This is a genomic window from Pseudomonas sp. D(2018), assembly GCF_005502555.1.
In the GTDB taxonomy this organism is placed as follows: Bacteria; Pseudomonadota; Gammaproteobacteria; order Pseudomonadales; family Pseudomonadaceae; genus Metapseudomonas; species Metapseudomonas resinovorans.
In genome coordinates, this window is the sequence record NZ_SCOK01000047.1 from 12,798 (window position 1) to 30,271 (window position 17,474).

Sequence of the window (17,474 nt, forward strand, 5' to 3'; positions counted from 1 at the left end):
TCAGTTCACCGTCATCGCCATGGCGTACAGGGGATCGCCAACCCGCCCTTGCGGCAGTTCGGCATCCAGGCGGGCGACGCCGTCGGCGATCTGGCCGGCGCATCCCGGGGCGTGCAGGAAGACAGTGGCCGGAGCGTCCTGCTCAAGGCCCTGGAGTTCGCCCTCGCGGGCAATCAGGTCGTTCAGTGCGGTATCGCTGTCGTCCAGCGCCACCGAGCGCACGGAATTCCAGCAGCCGCCACGGGCCAGCAGCAGACTGGCGCGGCCGGGCTCGGCGACCAGGAAGAGGAAGTCATCCCGCGTCAGGGCGGTGCGGAAACGGTTGAACGCGGCCATCAGGTAGGGCTGCACCGAGGCGAGCTGCAGGCCGCTGGCCTTGGCCAGGGTACGCAGCTGGGTCAGCAACTCGTCCTGCATGGCGGCTGCCAGGCGCGGCCGGCCGGCGGCTTCCGGCGACAGGCGCAGGCTCCAGCCTTCTCCCAGGGCGCCGTAGATGTCTTCGAAGCACAGGCGCGCGTAGCCGGCCAGTTCGTCGAGGCTGTTGATGGCCTCGCTCCAGGGCACCAGGCAGAAACGTGTGTAGTGGCTGGACAGCACCACCCGCAGTAACGCCCGCCCCGGCTTGCGCTTGGCCAGCAGGCTCTCGAGCGCCACCAGGGCAGCCGGCCAGGCCAGGCCGCCGACGCTGTCGAAGTCGGCGCTGCCGAGCCACTGGCGGTCACGGCTGCGGTACAGGCCCACACAGCGGGGGCCGAGCACGGCGACATAGGTCTCACGCGACAAAGGTGACACGGTTGATCTCCTCCAGCGTGGTGCGGCCTTCGCGGACCAGGTCCAGGGCCGAGGTGCGCAGCAGGCGCAGGCCGCGCTTGACCGCCAGGTCCTTGATGCGGCTGATGGGCTGGCGCTCGATGATCAGTTGGCGCAGGTCGTCGTCCAGGCGCAGCAACTCGGCGATGGCGGTCCGCCCGCGATAGCCGGTGCCACGGCAGCGGCCACAACCCGGACTGGTCACGAAGTGGTACTGGTGGGCGCTGGCCGGGTCGATGCCCGATGCCAGCAGCTCCTCCTCGGACGGCTGCACGGCCTCGGCGCAACTCGGGCAGGCCAGGCGGATCAGGCGCTGGGCCAGCACGGCGTTGAGCGCCGAGACGAAGCTGTAGGGGTCCACTTCCATCTGGGCGAAGCGGCCGATCACGTCGAACACGTTATTGGCGTGGATGGTGGTGAACACCAGGTGACCGGTGAGGGCCGACTGCACGGCGATCTGCGCAGTGTCGGGGTCGCGGATTTCGCCGACCATGATCTTGTCCGGGTCGTGGCGCAGGATGGAGCGCAGGCCACGGGCGAAGGTCAGGCCCTTTTTCTCGTTCACCGGAATCTGCAGCACGCCGGGGAGCTGGTACTCCACCGGGTCTTCGATGGTGATGATCTTGTCCACGCCGTGGTTGATCTCGGTGATCATCGCGTACAGCGTGGTGGTCTTGCCGCTGCCGGTGGGGCCGGTGACCAGCACCATGCCGTAGGGCTCGGCGGCCAGCCGGCGCAGGCTGCGCAGGGTGCCTTCCTCGAAGCCCAGGGCTTCCAGGCGCACGCCGTTGACCTGGTCGGCCAGGTCTTGCTTGTCCAGCACCCGCAGCACGGCGTCCTCACCGAAGATGCTCGGCATGATGGACACGCGAAAATCGATCTGCCGGCCGTTGATGCCGATCTTGAAACGGCCGTCCTGCGGCACGCGCTTCTCGCCGATATCCAGCTCGGCCATCACCTTCACCCGCGAGATCACCTGCTCCGCCAGCTCCACGCCCGGCACCCGGCTGGAACCGCCGAGCACGCCGTCGATGCGGTATTTGATGGTCAGGCCATTGCCGGTCATGCCCAGGTGGATATCGCTGGCGTGCAGCTTGAGGGCGTCGTAGAGGGTGGAGTTGACCAGCTTGACTACCACGCTGGAGTCTTCGCTGATGCGTGCCAGGGACAGGGTTTCCAGGGCTTCGCTTTCCTGCACCGCGCCAGCACCGGCCTGCAGGGATTCGACGGCGTGGAAGCTCTCCTCGTGGCGTTCGAAGAAGGCCGCCAGTTCACGGGGATGCACCAGGTACAGCGGCGCGCCCTGGCGCTGCTCTTCGATCCAGGCCAGGCGAGACTCGTCGAAGGGGTCGGCGAACACGGCAAGGGTTTCGCCTTCCAGTTCCAGCAGCACGAACTCGCGCTTGAGGGCGAGCGCCAGGGGAATCCGCTCGAAGCTGGGCGTCCCCCGGCTGAGGTCCTCGAAGGCCAGCACCGGGTAATGCAGCGTGTTGCCCAGGCGCCGGGCGAAGGCATCCGGGGTCAGGTCGGCCAGCTCGTCCAGGGCATCCACCAGGCGATGCCCCAACTCGGCCGAACGCTTGCGCGCAGCGCGCATCAGTTCGGTGTCGAAGCGCTCCAGTTCCGGTGGTGCGAGAGGTTCGCTGTCCATGGTCGTGCCTCCAGGGGGCCTGGCGATCCGGCATGGCCGGAATACGCCTTCACCTGGACATACGCACGCATCGTGCCAGCCATTTTCTGTGCTGGAGGTGTTTCTAAGTCGCTGATTTGCAATGGGGGTGGTTTACCCGCCACTGGGGGTTCCCCCAAAACCGGGGGAATGGCCGATGTTGGCCAGTGGCTATCCCCAGAAGTGGGGGATGGACTTTCACGGGAGCCCTGCGGGCTCCTTGGCGAATGAATTGGCTATGTCTGCATTAGCTGTTGCGAGAGATTTACCATCGGGCGATGCAGGTGCTTGCAACACGTCATGCAGAAATAGCCATTGATATCACCCCCACAGAAAAAGCTGGCCCAACCGCATTGCCGGCCTACAACGCCACCAGCACTTCTACCCGACTCTTCTCGCGCAGTTTCTCCAGCGCCAGCTCGCGCCCCTGGGCCATGCGTTGGCCAGTGAGGTACTGGCGCACCAGGGCCTTGGCGCGGGCCTCATCCATTGCGGGGTCGAGCTGTGGCTTCAGGCTGTCGAAGGCCGCCTGCACCTCCGACTCGGCGGGTGGGGTTGTCTCGGCCAGTGCATCGAGCACGCGGCTGGCGACCAGCTCGTGGCGCAGGTAGTCGCGGTAGCCGGCCTCGTCGAAGCCTGCCTCTTCCAAGGCACGGGAAAAGCCCTGGGTGTCGGGGAAAGCGGCCTTCATCTCCGCGAGGCTGCCCGCGATCTCCTCGTCCGATACCGTCACGCCCAGGCGGCCGGCCTCCTGCCAGAGCAGTTCCTTGTCGATCAGTTGCTGCAACGCCTCGCGCTTGAGGCGCTTGTAAGCCTGCGGGCTGCGGATGGCGCCCACCTGGCGGCCCTGGATCTTCAGGTAGTCGGCGAAATGCCGCTCCAGGCGGAAATTGCTGATATCGGTGCCGTTGACCCTCGCGGCGATGCCGGTTTCCCCGGCCAGCGCCAGGGGCGTGAGCAGGCCAATGACCAGGCCGAGCCAGGGGTTTGCTTTCATGACCTATAGCCTCGTGTCGACTTTTACGAAACGACCCAGCGGCCGAAAGCTCTGACCGTACAGGTCCACTGTGACGATATGCGCGCCAGCCAGGCCCACCCGCTGTCCGGGGCCGAACTCCAGCGCCGGGGTCAGGCCGGTGTGGAAGCCATGCAGGCCTTCCAGGGCGCTGACCAGCTTTTCGCGGCTCGCCTCTCGCCCTGCCCGTTTGAGCCCCTCGCTGAGCAAGGCGACCGCGCAGTAGGCGCCAACCTGCAGTACCGCGTGCTGCCCCCCCAAACCCTGGCTGCGACGGATCGCCAGCAGCGCCGCCTCCCCCTCCGGGGTCCAGTCGGCGGGCATGAAGGGATAGGCAAGGAACAGCCGCCCGGAAAAGCGCTGTGGAATACGCAGGGCGCTACTGGCCACCTGAGCCGAAGCCGCGAACAGATAAGGCGAGAGGTCCGCCGCCTGGAGCTGGTCGGCCAGTTGCGCGAATGCCTCCGACTGGCCGAGGAAAAACACGCCCTGGGCGCCTTTGGCCGCATGGCCGAGCGGCGCATCCGTATGCGCCGCGTCATAGCCCAGCAGACGCACACGCGCCCAGCCCTGGTCCATCAGGCGCAGGGCCAGGGCCTCGGCCAAAGCCTGCTGGCGGGCGTCATCGGGATAGGCCACGACCGCCTCCGGCTGATGCAGGCCAAGATCGCTGGTGGCGTAGCCCGCCAGGGCGAACATCTGCTCGCGCAGCCCCGGCAGGGCGTTGAACACCAGGGGGTTGGAGGTAGTTTCGTCGAACAGCGCCAGCGGCCCCACCAGCGGCACGCCGGCCTTGCCGGTCAGTTCGGCGAGGTCGCCGTCCAGCGCCGGAACCAGGGGCGCCATCAGGGCGAAAACCTGGTCGTCGCCAAGCAACTGTTCAAGCGCCCGTTTCGTGCTCTGCCGGTCCACGCCGGGGTCGCGTACCACCAGCGACAGCTGCCGGCCATGGATGCCACCGGCCTCGTTGACCTGGGCCAGGGCGCCGCGCAACACCGCCTCCACGGTATGCCCCAGTTCGGCCAGGGGCCCCTGGGTGGGCAGCAGCGTGCCAAGGCGCAGTTCGGCGTCCTGCACGCCGGGGTCGTCATCGTCCTCCAGGCGCTTGAGGTAGGCAGTGAGGTTGGCCATGTCACGCAGGGACATGACGAAACGCGGCATGGCCGGATCGAGGCGGTTCCCGGCGGGGTCGCGGCCTTCACTCACCGCGCGCGCCAGGGCGCCTTCATCGTAGGGTCCGTGGCTGCGGCCGTTGGCCTGCACCTGGCCGTAGGGCCGGGAGAGGCGCCGCCAGGTGATATCCGGCGGGCGCACGCCGCCCTCCGGACGGCCGCGGCCGTCGGCGCCGTGGCAGTTGGCGCACGGCATCACCGTCGCCGGCACCAGGGTGTCGGCGGCACCGACCCGTGCACTGATCTCGCCATTGGCCGAACCCACGCCTTCCAGGTAGATGCGTCGGCCGGCCGCTTCGCCGGGGCTCAGCTCCAGCCCGGCGGCCACGGGTGCCTGTGTGAACAACGTGACCAGCAGCAGGGCTCGCCACATGACCGTGCCCTCAGCGTCCGGCCATGGGCATGGTCATCAGTTGCAGGCGCTGGGCGATGGCATTCACGGGCGCGTCGGGGCGGATCTTGCTCCAGCGCTTGTTCGGCACGTCGCCGGCGATCAGCAGGGTGGAGTGGGCTTCCGGGCTTTCCCCCAACTGGCCGAGGCGCGACAGCACCAGGTCCATGTCGGCCTTGTCGCCGGTGAGGAAGATCCAGTTGGGCGAGTCGACCCCGTGCTTGGCGGCGAAGGCCTTGAGCACCTCGGGGGTGTCGTTCTCGGCATCACTGGAGAGGGAGATGAAATAGACCTGCTTGGCCAGTTCCTCCCCCATGGATTCGCGCACCTCCTTGAGCTTGCGGGTGATCAGCGGGCAGGCGTCCGTGCAGTGGGTGAAGATCACGTTGAGCATCACCAGCCGCCCCTTCAGCACGTCGCTGTAGAAGCGCACGGCCTGGCCGTTCTGGTCGCGCAGAACGGTGTCGGTGAAGTAGGCCTGGGCGTCCGTGGTGCCACCCGCGGCCAGGGGCCGGGAGGCGGGGGCGTTGGAGGGCGCGGCGCCCTGCCCTTCATGGCCCTCGTGGCCTTCGTGGGCGGCGGCGCCGGTAGCAAGGCCCAGGGCCAGGACGAGCGGGATCAGGCGCTTCATGGGCGGATCTCCTGGAGTAGGGCGGTGTGGTCATGGCCGCCGTGTGCGCGGGCGGCGCGGAGTTCTTCGACCCGGGCCATGAGCACAGCGGGGTCGGTGAAGCCATAGAAGCGGGTCCACTGCTGGCTGCGGCCGTCGCCGACCATGATCAGCGGCGGGTGCTCCTCGTAGTTGGCCGTCCAGGTGCCGAGCCCCTTGAGGGTTTCGCTGACGGCTTCGTTGCTGCCGGTGAGCCAGCGCCAGCCCTCACCCGCGCCGAAACGACCGGCGTACTCGTGCAGGCGTTCCGGGGTGTCGCGCAACGGGTCGATGCTCAGGGAGATCAGTTGCACCTCGGTGCCGGCGCGCTCACCCAGCTGGTTCTGCAGCTTCTGCATGATCGCCGAGATCACCGGGCAGACCGTGGTGCAGCTGGTGTAGACGAAGCCCATGACGACGATGCGGTCGCCCACCAGGTCGTCCTTCAGGCGCAGCTCGCGCCCGTCCTGGTCCAGCAGCGGAACATCGGCGAAGGTCACCTCGGCGCCCGGCTGCGCGCTGGTGTGCCCCTGATGCCCGGCATGGGGATCGGCGGCCTGGCTGGCCATGTGCGCGGCGTGTTCTTCCGGGCTATGGGAGTGCGCGGGAAGAGCGCCCAGACCCAGCCCGAGCAGGGCAATCGCGATACCTGACTTCAGAGCTTTCATGACGTGCTCCTTTACGGGTTGGTCCGCGCCTGGACCGCAACGGCGCGCAGGCTGGCGTAGGGTTGCGAGCCGAAGGGCATGCCCAGGGACGACGACCCCACATGCAGGTAGTAGGCGCCAGCGGTCTTCAGCTCGATCGGCGCTTCGTAGATACCCTCGCCCACTTCCACGGCGGCCACTTCGCGGGGGCGCGAGGCCGGGGCCAGGAAGTAGCGCACGCGCACATCGGCGATACCGGTTCTCGGCTGGTCGCCGCTGCCCTGGAGGATGCGGAAGCGCGCTTTGGCCGGAGCGCCTGCAGCCACCCGCGGCTGGTCGATGAGGAACTCCACGCGCGGCTTGCTGCGCTGGGCGGCCAAGGCCTTGTTCGGCTGCACTTCAGTGCGGAAGCAGTGGGCGACATTCGGCTGGTTGATGGCCACTGCCAGGTCGAACTTGCCCGGCGCCGGCAGCTTGATACGGGTGCTGAACAGACCCGGCTCCACCTCGCGCATGCTGCGATCGATCACCCGCGCGGCACGGGAGGTGTGGCCACGGTTGAGGTAGCCGGTCATGGGGGCGTTCATGCCTTCCATGTAGAAGTAGGTGGTGTTGTCCACCGGGTTGACCACGAACACCGCGCCTTCGTCGCGGGCCTGGCTGAGGCTGTCGGCCAGCGGCAGGTCGCCGGCCTGCTTGGGCGCGGCCGGGCCGGCATCGAAGCCCTGGACGATCATCTGCTTGCCTTTGCCCAGGGACTCCAGGTTGATCATGGTCACCTTCGGCGACGCCAGGCCGCGCACGTAGGCGTAGTTGCGGGTGAACACCAGTTGGTAGGGCTCGGCGGTAACCTCGGCGCGCTGGACGATTTCGTCACTGCCGGCATCCAGCACCAGCACCTGGTCGTCGAGGCTGTTCAGGGCCAGGCCGAAGCGGCCGTCCTGGGTGAAGCGCAGCGGCCCCAGCCCATGGCCGGCGTCGATCACCTTGCGCACCTTGAGGCTGCGGGCGTCGATCACAGTGATGGTGCCCGCCTGGCCATCGCTGACGTAGAGCGCGCCAGAAAGCGCCGACAGCGCCAGGGACAAGGGGCTTGGGCCGGTCTCGATGTCCTTTACCCGCTTCAGGCTGGCGACATCCACCACGGTCACCCGGCCGGATTCGCGGCTGCTGACGAAGGCATGGCGCGAATCGGCGCTGAAGGCGATCTCATGATGGCCGTCGCCGGTCGCCAGCGTCGCCACGCTTTTGCGGGTCTGGGTGTCGATCACCGTGACGCCGCCCTTCTCTCCCCGCCGGGCATTGTTGCCAACCCAGAGGTAGCGGCCATCGGGCTGCAGGGCCACGCGCACCGGCTCAGGACCGGCGGGCAGGCTTGCCAGTACCTTGAACTCGGCGGTGTCCACCACCGCCACTTCACCGGCACTGGGCATGGAAACGTAGAGCAGGCGGTCGTCGGTGCTGGCGGCCCAGTCCATGGGCGGTCGCTTCAGCGCAACGCGGGTGAGGGTGCTGGTGATGCCGCCTACGGAGGTCACCGGGTCGATCACGGTGAGGGCTGAATCCTTGTTCATCACCACCAGGTAGTAGCTGTTCAGGTCGACCATCGCACGGGCGCTGAGCACACCCTTGAGGTAGGTGCCGATGCGCACCTTGCACTGGTCGGCCTGACCTTCCGGCAGTGCCTGGTCGAGCCAGGCCCCCGGCACCTGTCCGGCCAGCGGCTGGCCGGTGGTGGCGTCGGTGAGGCGCAGGCGAATATCGGCGAACATCCCTTCGGTCAACACACCGTCGCTGCCCAGCGGCCGGGCCTCGAACTCGATGGCCACGCCGTCGCGCACCAGGCGCTCGGAAACGCCGACGGGCACCTCGGCAGCATGGGCCTGAACGGCCAGCAGACCGGTGAACAGCAACAGGCTGGAAGCGTTGTGCAGGGCTTTCATCTGGCGTCCTTCCCCTTCGTCTGGACCTCGCACTGATGTGGGAGCAATGCCTGTGCCAGTCGTGAAAGGTTATTGGATTCAACAGGTTGCGGCAGACGACGGGCCGGCCTGGCGAATTTTCCCCACCCGTTTCCCCTTTTTTGGGGGTGATCCGGTGGAGCCCGGAAAAAGAAAATCGCAGGCCAGATCTGGCCTGCGATGTTCAGTGTTACGGTCGGCCCCGATCGATGGGTATCGCTTCGCTCCACACCATCCTACGGATCTGCTCACCGCAGGATGGGTTGCGCCTATGCGGTCGTCCTTGCCCTCACGGCTCGTCGGTCACCCGCAGCAGTCCCCAGACCCCGCCGACGTTGCCGAAGGCGGCGTAGTCCCGGTACAGGTAGTCACCCGGCACCGCGTTGGCGCCTCCCGCACTCGGGATCGACAGGCTGAAGTGCGCTGCGGGCAGCACGCTTTCCTGGGCGCCGATGTAGAGCGCCGCCGGGTTGATGCCAAAGCGCAGCGAGCCGATTCCCGCGCTCTTCAGCGGATAGCCCCAGACATCCAGCTTCTCGGACAGGAAGGGATTGAACGCCCAGACATGGCCGTCGAGCTGGAAGGTCATGCCACGACTACCCCCAGACGGCATGGTCACGTGGGTGCGGAACGGCTGGCCGGGCTTGACCTTCATGATCGGCGTCTGCGGGTCGCCCCCCACCAGTTCATTGCTGTAGGCCATGTGGGCATTGGGCACGTCCCCCCAGCCCTGGCCCTGGGCGTGGCCGAAGGGTGCATCCGGGGCCTTGGCGAAGCGGTACCACAAGGGCTCGCTCTTGTAGTTCACGGCCATGCCGGAGTTGTCCTTGGGATCGGCCGGGATGCCGAAGCCCTCGGAGGCCATGTTTTCCACCGGTCGGCCGTCGGCCCAGCGCATGTTCAGCGACTTGTGCAGCACCAGCGAGAAGTCGCGGTACGGCGTGCCGGACAGCGGGGTCACGGTGGCGGCGGAACGCATGCCGGCGTCCTCGGTCCAGGTGGCGCCCTGGGGTGCGATGCTCATGGCGCCGGCCAGGCCTTTCTGACCCTGTTTGACCGGGTCGGCCGGCAGCAGGTTGAAGCCGCCGAATTCCACCGGGGTGGCGGTGATGTTGTCGACGCTGCGGCCGAGCTGGGTCACCGGCTTGCCTTCCCGCTCCAGGTGACCGACGTAGAACTTGTAGCTCTTCGACGGCCAGGCCCCACCTGCCGCGCTGCGCGGCGCGACGGTCTGCACCGGGTTGATGCCGACGTTGAAGCCGTCAGCCTTGGTGATGTCGTAGGCCAGCAACTGGGTGTGCAGGCCGACGTGGCTGGAGGGCCGCATCATGTTGTTGTTGAAGGTGGTGGAGCCCTGGGCGCTGTTGCGGTCGCGCTTCACCAGGCCCTGCATCACCGCATAGGTCGGCAGGTCGGGCATCACCTGCGGCAGGCGGTTTTCCAGAGTGATATTCACGCAGTCGCCAGCGGCGGCACGCAGCACCAGGGGCTCGACGGGAACGCCGGGTTTCAGCTTGCCGGTGAGCGGGTCCAGGTCAGCCTTGCGCACGTAGAGGATGGCGGTCGGGTCATGCAGCGGGCCGCTCTGGCCGCCGATGGTGAACACCTCGCCGTCCTCCTCGTCCACCACCGTGGCCTGCGGAATGGTCACCGGCCGCGAGTTGAACACCAGGGTGCCGCCCTGCGGGTTCAGCGGGCCACCGGCGTGCATGCCCGCCCCGGCCGGATCGCCGATGGTCAGGCCCAGGGGGTTGTCGAGCACGTCGTTGGCCAGCACGGCGACAATCTCGTAGTTGCGCTGCACGGTGCTGCGGGTGCCGATGCCGCTCGGGTTGGGGCTGGTGCGCGGGCATACGCCATCGAACTGGGTGGTGTTGCGCGACGACACCGGGCGCGGGTTGTTGGGCAGGGCGAACAGGTCGGCGCGCGGCTGGGTGTAGTTGCGCATCACGCCCCAGATGCCGTTCCAGTAGCCCTCGATGGAGGCGTCCATGTTGTACAGGTAGTCGGCAGCTTCATAGGTGACGTTGCCGGACATCATGGTCACCGGGGCGACGAAGCCGAACTGCTCGGAGATCCCGACCATCTGCGAAGCCTTCCAGCCGGAGTTGCCGCTGCTGCCGAAGCCGGTGCCCGAGTGCAGCCACTTCACGCCGTGCAAGGTGACGTTGTGCTCTTCCTCATGGCCGCCGGCATGCATGCGCAGCCGCACGTTATCGCCGGAGTACGCCCGCAGCAGCGGAGTGAAGGGGTCGCCCGGCAGGTCGCCGGCCACGTTGATGTGCGGCGGGAAGGCCGTGCTGGCGCCAGTGGGTCCGGTGGCCGAGCTGATGGCGCTGGGCGCCAGGTTCAATGCCGGAATGGCCCGGTCGGTGCGGGTCTGCAGGGCATAGGCGAGGTCGCCCGCCAGGCCATCGGCCTGCATGCCCGGCTTGCCGTCCGGCGCTACCTTGTTGGGGTCGAATATCCGCAGGCCCACCGGCTCGTTGCGGTAGTTCACGACGAACATGCCTGGGTCATCCACCGAGATGGCCTGGGGGCAGGGCCGGCTCGGGCAGCCGGGAATCTGGCCACTGGCAGCCTCGCGTACCGACTCGAAGAGGTTCGGACCGGACTGGCGCACGGGTGGGTTGATGGCGTAGCGGAAGCTGTCCATGGAGGTCGGGTAGGCCCCGGCATCCGGGATGCCGTCAGGCCCGGCGCCGACATAGACCCCTGCCTCATAGGCATGCTGGAAGTCGCTGTACTCCATGAAGAACTCACGGAAGCTGTCGTTCTTGCCGTCGCCGTCCAGGTCACCGGTGGCGATCACCGCTTGCCAGGAAGTCGGGCCGCCGTCCTGGCGGGCGCCACTGTAGAGCGGCTGGCCGGTTTCGGCGTGGTACCAGCTGGAGCCTGCCGGTTCGGTGAGCACTGTGGCGTAGAGGCCGAGTTGCTGGTGGGTGGACGGGCCGAAGTGGTCGTGGGTGAAGATGTTCCCCAGGCCACGGTCGACGTTGTAGGTGTTGATCAGCGGATCGGCGAACCAGCGCTGCAGGGTCGTGCGGGCACCCAGCCAGTCGGCACGGCCGAACTGCCCGAAGTACGGGTGCTGCCTGGCCACCGGGCATTCCAGGGTGCCGTCACGGGCGTCGCCTTCGGTGCAGTGGTTGTACTCGCGGATGGCGTGGATGCGCTCGACCACACTGGCCGGCGAAAGGGTGCCGTCCTCGTAGTTCCAGCCGTTGGCCGAGCCATCGGATGAGGTCAGGTCCCACTTCGGCAGGTGGATATGCTGGCCAACGATGTCGGTGGGGGTGCGCACCTGGTAGTCGTCCAGCTCGTACACCGCCGGTATCAGGTTGGTGTGCTGGTACATGGTGCAGTCGAAGGTGTTCATGCGCATCACCAGCGGCTCCGGCGGCTGCTGCTTGTTGATCACCGGCCAGGCGTCCTCCCAGAGGGCGATGATGCGGGTCTGCGGGAAGTGGTAGCCGACCTTGTTGAACACCGCATCGAACTGGATGTTGGCGCCCTTGTAGACGCGTGGGCGGTCGGCGGTGAACGCCGAGCTACCGGTGAACGACTGGCCGTTGAGGGAGTCGCCACTGTTGTAGCGACCAACCGCGGAGGCCTGGGTCAGGCGCTTCCCGGTGTCGTCCAGGCACGGCTCGTTATAGGGGGCGCCGGCCACCGGCAGGCCACCGTTGGTGCGGAAGTCCATCGGTTGCACGGCACCACCTGGCAACACGGCGAAGCTCGGGTGGCTGGGTTTGGCATGGAAGGCCATGACCGATTGCTCGACGTCGGTGCCCTCTTCCGGGAGGAATACGGCCTTGGCGCGATGAACCACCTTGGAGAAATCCAGGGCGCTGGTGACCACTTCGGCCTCGCCGCCAGCAGAGACACCATCGAGGGTATGGCGCGGCAGACCGCCGTCCCAACCGCCGGACTGGGCCGGGTCGATATTGGCCCACAGCGGATTGCCGGAATCCTTCAGGGCCTGGGCCTTGGCGGCATCCAGCATATCCAGCGGCGGGGTCGACAGACGTTGGCCGACGGTATTCTCGATGCCGCCGATCCAGAACGGGAAGCCGGGGTTCTTCAGGGTGCCGTCGGCGTTGCGGTTGGCCTCGCTGCGGTCCACCAGGGCCACGGAGCCCACCGGTTTGAGTTCGGGTTCGTGACCGGAGTCGTCATCACCCTCTTCGTGCTCGTCGTCATCGTCGTGATCGGCGATCAGTTCGTCGCCGTACTTGGGCACCACGGCCACTTTGCCCGGCATGGGCGGCAGGGCCTTGCCCGGCAGCGGGACGACGGCGGGAATCGGCGTGCCGGCAACGATTTCGCCATCCGGCAGGGCGCGGGCGCCCTGGGCAGGCAGGCCACTGCGGAGTTCGAAGGCTTTCTTGTGGAAGCCATCGTCGCCCTCTTCGGACACCGCCAGACGGGTGCCTTCCTCGAACACATCGTGAATGCGCCACATGGCCCACATGCCCTGGGCGAAGTGCGGATAGAAGTGGCAGTGGTAGATGGCGTCGCCGGAGGTGCGGTTACGGTTGCCGGACCCGCCGTTGGCGATTTCGTAGGTGTAGCCCGAGCCCGGGCCTATGCCCTGAGCGTCGATGTAGTCGGAGTTGTCGTCATTCGGGTTGAACAGCCACTGGTGGCCATGCAGGTGGAACACGTGCTGCTCGTAGCCATTGTGGCTATTGCGGAAGCGCACGGCATCGCCGATGTAGCTGTGGGCCACGTTGGACGGCTCGGAGGGGAACAGGGCCATGGTCGCCTTGACCCCGGTGGTGCCTTCCGGCGGCACCTGGCCGGGGAGGATGCTTTCCAGGCCGACGTTAGCCGGCACGTCCACCTGCATGGCGATGTCACCCACCGTCGAGGCGCTGAGGAAAAACTCTTCGTAGGCGCAGGACAGGCAGTCGTGCATGGGACCAACGCCGAGACGGTTGGCCACCACTTCGGCGCCGATACCACCGGCGCCGTAGTTGATCATGAAGGAGTCGCGGGTCGGCTCCAGCACATGGCCGAATACCGGGTCGTTCCAGTAGCCGGGAAAGGCCTGGGCGACGGCGTTCTCGTCATGGAATACCGAGGAGAAGTCGCGGAAGGGCTCCAGGCGGTTGGGCAACGCCGGGTTGCGTTTGCCGTAGCTTTCCAGCGGGTAGGTGTTCTGCGGGAAGGTGCCGTCGGGGTTGGGCCCCATGACCACGGCATCGGTGTCGCTGGAGATGATCTCGCCATTGTCCATCATGGCGATCACCGGTAGCCCGGCCTTGCCTTCCTCGCTCCAGGGATCGTCCTGCGGGTAGCGGGCTTCGTAGTCGATGATCGGCTGGCCGGCCGGAGTACGGCCGGTAGTGGCCAGGCGCATCTCTTCTTCCGTGACCACGTTGCGGTAGGTGCGCGCGCCCTTGGGCAGTACCACCACCTGGCCGAACAGACCGTTGGCGGTGTTGCCGCCCGTGCCTTCGCCGCCGAAGGTAGCGCCGTAGCTGCTGGCGGCGAAGGCGCCTTCACGCTCGGCGTACAGGGTGTAGCTGCGGCTGCCGCCGGGCGGGATCAGGGTGTTCTGGTTACGGCCGGCGTTGGTGGCAATGTCACCGATGTCGTTGACCGCCTGCATACCGTTGACCTGGAAGCCGACATGGCGGTCGGCGACCTGTTCGTCCTTCTTGAACAACGGGTCGTCCGGGTTGTTGGGGTTGGCCTGGTGGGCCAGCAGGTTCTGCAGGTTGATGGTCAGGCAATCACCGGCGGCGACGCGCAATACCAGTGGACGCGGGCGCTTGTCCGGACGCAGCGCCACTTCACCGGGCACTGCCGAGCCCCCCTGGGTGAGCGGCGTTTCATTCTTGTCCACCACATCGCGGCGCAGGGCGAACATCATGCCGTTGACGTTCTGCGCGCCGAGGCGATTGAACATCAGCGGCTGATCGAGGGCCACGACGTTGGCCACGATATTGCGCTCGCAGCGGATCGCCGCCGCGGCGTCTTCGCCGCCAAAGGTGGCGCCCAGCAACAGCAGAACGCCGCCCAGATATAGAAATGCCCCCTGGGCACCAAAGCGGAGGGGAGTTGCACTGCTCGAAGGGTTAGTCCGGTTCATCTTGGCTGACCTCGGTATCAGGTGCATGGATGCCAAATAGAGGGCAGGACGGTTCCAGCAATGCCTGTGCCATCACAGTAAATGCATATAATTCAATTACTTATGATGCTAAACCAAGAAATGGCCAGCATTTCCCCCACCCGATTCCCACCCAATTCCCCGGTTTTTTGGGGGCGGTAAGCGAGCGGGAAACGCCGAACCCTGTAGGGGAGCATTCATGTGCGAAGGGCCGCGTAACGGACCTATGGGGTGGTCGGCGATTGGCCGTCCACCGGGCAGCGTCCAGCCTGGGACCCATGGTGGATGAAAGGCCGTTATCCCGTTACGCACGGGCTGCCGCTGGTGGGCTGAAGCCCACCCTACGAGCTGGGTCGCGGAGGCATTCTTACTCGGAAAAAACGCCCCCGCATCTGGGGAAATTCCCCACTAGCGGGGGCGTTTTGCGTCGGCCTGGAGGCGCTTGTAATGCCTCAGGACGCTGGGGACATAGCGCTGGGTTTCCGGGTAGGGAGGAATGGCGCGGTTGTAGGCGAGCACCGCGCCGGGACCCGCGTTGTAGGCCGCCAGGGCCAGGGAGAGGTCGTTGCCGAACAGCTTCATCATGCGCTTGAGGTAGCGCGCGCCACCCCGGACATTCGCCGTCGGGTCGAATACGTCGTGCACGCCCAGGTCCCGCGCGGTGCCGGGCATCAGCTGCATCAGGCCAGCGGCGCCCTTGGGTGAAACAGCCGTGGGGTCGTAGTTGGATTCGGTCGTGATCACCGCGTGCAGCAGCTCCGCCGGCAGGTCGTATTCGAAGGCCGCCTGGGCCACGATCAGTGAATAGCGCGGCGCCTTGAGCGGCCCCTTGCGTACCGGTTTGACCACGCTCGGCGCCTTGGCCTGCACAGGCCTCTCGCGGGCCACGCGAACCAGTTTGCGGTCGGTTCGGTGGATGTTGGTGAGCATTATGGCGCCATTGGCGGAGACCACCTGGTAGATATCGGCACGGGCCTCGACAGCGGTGGTCGCAAAGATGCTGAACAGCACCAGGGTGGGCACTTTCATCGTTTTTCTCCCCTGTGAGGGCCAATCCCCTTCGGGTTGTACGGTGCTGTACCGTCAGCAAAGCACGTGCCGGATAATCCGACCGGCGATGTGTCGCCCCCCTCGCCCGCTCGTCGTGCACAGCTCTTGCATAGCCGTCTGCAGTGACCTGCAGCGGAGGCTCCCATGAAGATGCATCGTCGACCCGAACAGGGTTTCACCCTCCTTGAACTCCTGGTGGTGCTGGTGGTGCTCGGCTTGTTGGCCGGCATTGTGGCGCCCAAGTATTTCAATCAGCTGGGCCGCTCCGAAACCAAGGTGGCCCGTGCACAGATCGAGGGGCTGGTGAAGGCCCTGGATATCTACCGTCTTGAGGTGGGGCGCTATCCCAGCACCGAGCAGGGCCTGACGGCGCTGGTCAGCGCGCCCTCGGATGAACCGCGCTGGGCCGGCCCCTATTTGCAGAAGGAAGTCCCCGAGGACCCCTGGGGTCGTGCCTATGTCTACCGCTCCCCCGGCGAGAACGGCGATTTCGAGCTGCTCACCCTGGGCAAGGATGGCCAACCCGGCGGCGACGGCGAGAACGCCGAAGTCACCAGTTGGCAGTGACCGTCATGCGCTTTCAGATCAAGGCGGTCCGCGCCCAGGCCGGGGTGGTTGCGCTGGTGGTGGAGGCGGCGAGCCAGGATGACGCCCGCCGCCAGGCCGAAGCCCAAGGGCTGCGGGTGCTCGCCCTGCAGCCCGAGCGTGGCTGGTCGTTGCGTGGCTGGCGTCGGCGCGAAGGCTTCCCGCTGCTGCTGTTCAGTCAGGAGCTGACCACGCTGCTGAATGCCGGGCTGGCACTGATCGATGCCCTGGAAAGCCTGGCCGAGAAAGAGGCCGACCCGCAGGCGCGCAAGGTGCTGGGTGGCCTGGTGCGCCTGCTCTACGAGGGCAAGTCGCTGTCCCAGGCGCTGGCGCAATTCCCCGCGATATTCCCCGCGCTCTACGTGGCGCTGGTGCAGTCCAGCGAGAAGACCGGCGCGGTGGGCGATGCCCTGGGCCGCTACGTGGCCTACCGCACGCGGATGGACGAGGTGCGGCAGAAGATCATCAGCGCGTCGGTCTACCCGGTGCTGCTGTTCATGGTCGGCTGCGGGGTGTTGCTGTTCCTGGTGGGCTACGTGGTGCCGCGTTTCAGCCTGGTGTTCGAGGGGTTGGGTTCGAACCTGCCCTGGTTGTCCCGGGTGCTGCTGCACAGCGGGCTGTTCCTGCATTCGCACCAGACGGAAGTCTTCGGCTGTGCCGCGCTGACGCTGGTAGCGCTGGTCCTGCTGCTACGCCAGGAGAGCGTGCGGCGTGCGCTGGGACGCCAGGTCGAACGCTTGCCGACGATTCGCGAGCGCATCCGGATCTATGAGCTGGCGCGCTTCTACCGGTCCCTGGGCATCCTGCTGCAGGGCGGGATTCCCATCCTCACCGCCATCGCCATGGTCCGTGGGCTGCTCGGTGCCGCCTCACGCCCGAGACTGGACCAGGCCGCCACGCGAATCCGCGAAGGCCAGGCGCTCTCTCGCGCGCTGGAGGAACATGGGCTGGCGACGCCGGTGTCGCTGCGCATGCTCAGGGCCGGTGAACAGTCCGGCAACCTTGGCGAAATGATGGAGCGCACGGCCGACTTCCATGACGAGGAAACCAGCCGCTGGATCGAATGGTTCGTGCGCCTGTTCGAGCCGCTGCTGATGACCTTCATCGGCCTGATCATCGGGGTGATCGTGATCCTGATGTACATCCCGATCTTCGAGCTGGCGTCGAGCATTCAGTGAGGGGCATCCCCTCTCCCCCGTCGCGGCTATGCGACGCAGTTCAGGCATGACCATAGGCAAGCCAGGCAAGGCCACTCATGGCCATGGCCACGGCGAAGCTGAGGGTCTGGTGTTCCAGCAAGAGTTCGAGCGAGAGCATGGGGCAGTCCTCGTGTCCGGTTGGTGATCCACAGCCCGGACACTAATCCCGCCCGACCTCGTCGGTCGATCTGTCAACTTTTCGCCCTGT

Annotated in this window: 11 protein-coding genes; 2 read left to right on the top strand and 9 right to left on the bottom strand. The window is 66.7% G+C overall.

The features are described 5' to 3' along the window. From FFS60_RS22930 to FFS60_RS22970, 9 genes are all read right to left on the bottom strand, one after another. Positions 1 to 792 carry a hypothetical protein gene (locus FFS60_RS22930; RefSeq protein ID WP_137823247.1) on the bottom strand — a complete coding sequence of 264 codons (792 nt, stop codon included), beginning with the start codon at positions 790 to 792 and terminating at the stop codon, positions 1 to 3. After that, positions 773 to 2,461: a GspE/PulE family protein gene (locus tag FFS60_RS22935; RefSeq protein ID WP_137823248.1), complete on the bottom strand. Its 1,689-nt coding sequence runs from the start codon at positions 2,459 to 2,461 to the stop codon at positions 773 to 775. Before FFS60_RS22935 ends, FFS60_RS22930 begins: the two co-directional genes overlap by 20 nt. Positions 2,462 to 2,840: 379 nt before the next feature. Beyond that, complete coding sequence (locus FFS60_RS22940; RefSeq protein WP_137823249.1) at positions 2,841 to 3,476, bottom strand: SurA N-terminal domain-containing protein; 636 nt, start codon at positions 3,474 to 3,476, stop codon at positions 2,841 to 2,843. Positions 3,477 to 3,479: 3 nt separating this feature from the next. After that, positions 3,480 to 5,039, bottom strand: a complete 1,560-nt coding sequence (locus FFS60_RS22945) for an ABC transporter substrate-binding protein (protein ID WP_137823250.1) — start codon at positions 5,037 to 5,039, stop codon at positions 3,480 to 3,482. A gap of 10 nt (positions 5,040 to 5,049) precedes the next feature. Then, positions 5,050 to 5,688, bottom strand: a complete 639-nt coding sequence (locus FFS60_RS22950; RefSeq protein WP_137823251.1) for an SCO family protein — start codon at positions 5,686 to 5,688, stop codon at positions 5,050 to 5,052. Continuing rightward, positions 5,685 to 6,374 (bottom strand): SCO family protein, encoded by a 690-nt coding sequence (locus FFS60_RS22955; RefSeq protein ID WP_028630836.1) that lies wholly within the window; start codon positions 6,372 to 6,374, stop codon positions 5,685 to 5,687. Before FFS60_RS22955 ends, FFS60_RS22950 begins: the two co-directional genes overlap by 4 nt. Before the next feature lie 11 nt (positions 6,375 to 6,385). Then, on the bottom strand, positions 6,386 to 8,296 hold the full coding sequence (locus tag FFS60_RS22960) for a YncE family protein (protein WP_137823252.1): 1,911 nt from the start codon (positions 8,294 to 8,296) through the stop codon (positions 6,386 to 6,388). A 307-nt stretch (positions 8,297 to 8,603) separates the two neighbouring features. Beyond that, positions 8,604 to 14,414, bottom strand: a complete 5,811-nt coding sequence (mnxG, locus tag FFS60_RS22965) for a manganese-oxidizing multicopper oxidase MnxG (RefSeq protein WP_256658132.1) — start codon at positions 14,412 to 14,414, stop codon at positions 8,604 to 8,606. 426 nt (positions 14,415 to 14,840) lie between these two features. After that, on the bottom strand, positions 14,841 to 15,461 hold the full coding sequence (locus FFS60_RS22970) for a lytic transglycosylase domain-containing protein (protein WP_137823253.1): 621 nt from the start codon (positions 15,459 to 15,461) through the stop codon (positions 14,841 to 14,843). Positions 15,462 to 15,626: 165 nt separating this feature from the next. Here FFS60_RS22970 and gspG point away from each other — a divergent pair, with 165 nt between their 5' ends. Both gspG and FFS60_RS22980 read left to right on the top strand, forming a co-directional pair. After that, positions 15,627 to 16,049, top strand: coding sequence for a type II secretion system major pseudopilin GspG (gene gspG, locus FFS60_RS22975; protein ID WP_137823254.1), 423 nt, complete (start codon positions 15,627 to 15,629; stop codon positions 16,047 to 16,049). Between the two features lie 5 nt (positions 16,050 to 16,054). After that, entirely contained in the window at positions 16,055 to 17,245 is a 1,191-nt protein-coding gene (locus tag FFS60_RS22980; protein ID WP_137823255.1) for a type II secretion system F family protein, read from the top strand. Positions 17,246 to 17,474 lie beyond the last annotated feature (229 nt).

What these genes read in the sequence shown, in the direction of transcription:
- FFS60_RS22935 (WP_137823248.1), bottom strand. Translation starts at nt 2,461, where the DNA reads ATGGACAGCGAACCTCTCGCACCACCGGAACTGGAGCGCTTCGACACC.
- FFS60_RS22940 (WP_137823249.1), bottom strand. Translation starts at nt 3,476, where the DNA reads ATGAAAGCAAACCCCTGGCTCGGCCTGGTCATTGGCCTGCTCACGCCC.
- FFS60_RS22945 (WP_137823250.1), bottom strand. Translation starts at nt 5,039, where the DNA reads ATGTGGCGAGCCCTGCTGCTGGTCACGTTGTTCACACAGGCACCCGTG.
- FFS60_RS22950 (WP_137823251.1), bottom strand. Translation starts at nt 5,688, where the DNA reads ATGAAGCGCCTGATCCCGCTCGTCCTGGCCCTGGGCCTTGCTACCGGC.
- FFS60_RS22955 (WP_028630836.1), bottom strand. Translation starts at nt 6,374, where the DNA reads ATGAAAGCTCTGAAGTCAGGTATCGCGATTGCCCTGCTCGGGCTGGGT.
- FFS60_RS22960 (WP_137823252.1), bottom strand. Translation starts at nt 8,296, where the DNA reads ATGAAAGCCCTGCACAACGCTTCCAGCCTGTTGCTGTTCACCGGTCTG.
- mnxG (WP_256658132.1), bottom strand. Translation starts at nt 14,414, where the DNA reads ATGAACCGGACTAACCCTTCGAGCAGTGCAACTCCCCTCCGCTTTGGT.
- FFS60_RS22970 (WP_137823253.1), bottom strand. Translation starts at nt 15,461, where the DNA reads ATGAAAGTGCCCACCCTGGTGCTGTTCAGCATCTTTGCGACCACCGCT.
- gspG (WP_137823254.1), top strand. Translation starts at nt 15,627, where the DNA reads ATGAAGATGCATCGTCGACCCGAACAGGGTTTCACCCTCCTTGAACTC.
- FFS60_RS22980 (WP_137823255.1), top strand. Translation starts at nt 16,055, where the DNA reads ATGCGCTTTCAGATCAAGGCGGTCCGCGCCCAGGCCGGGGTGGTTGCG.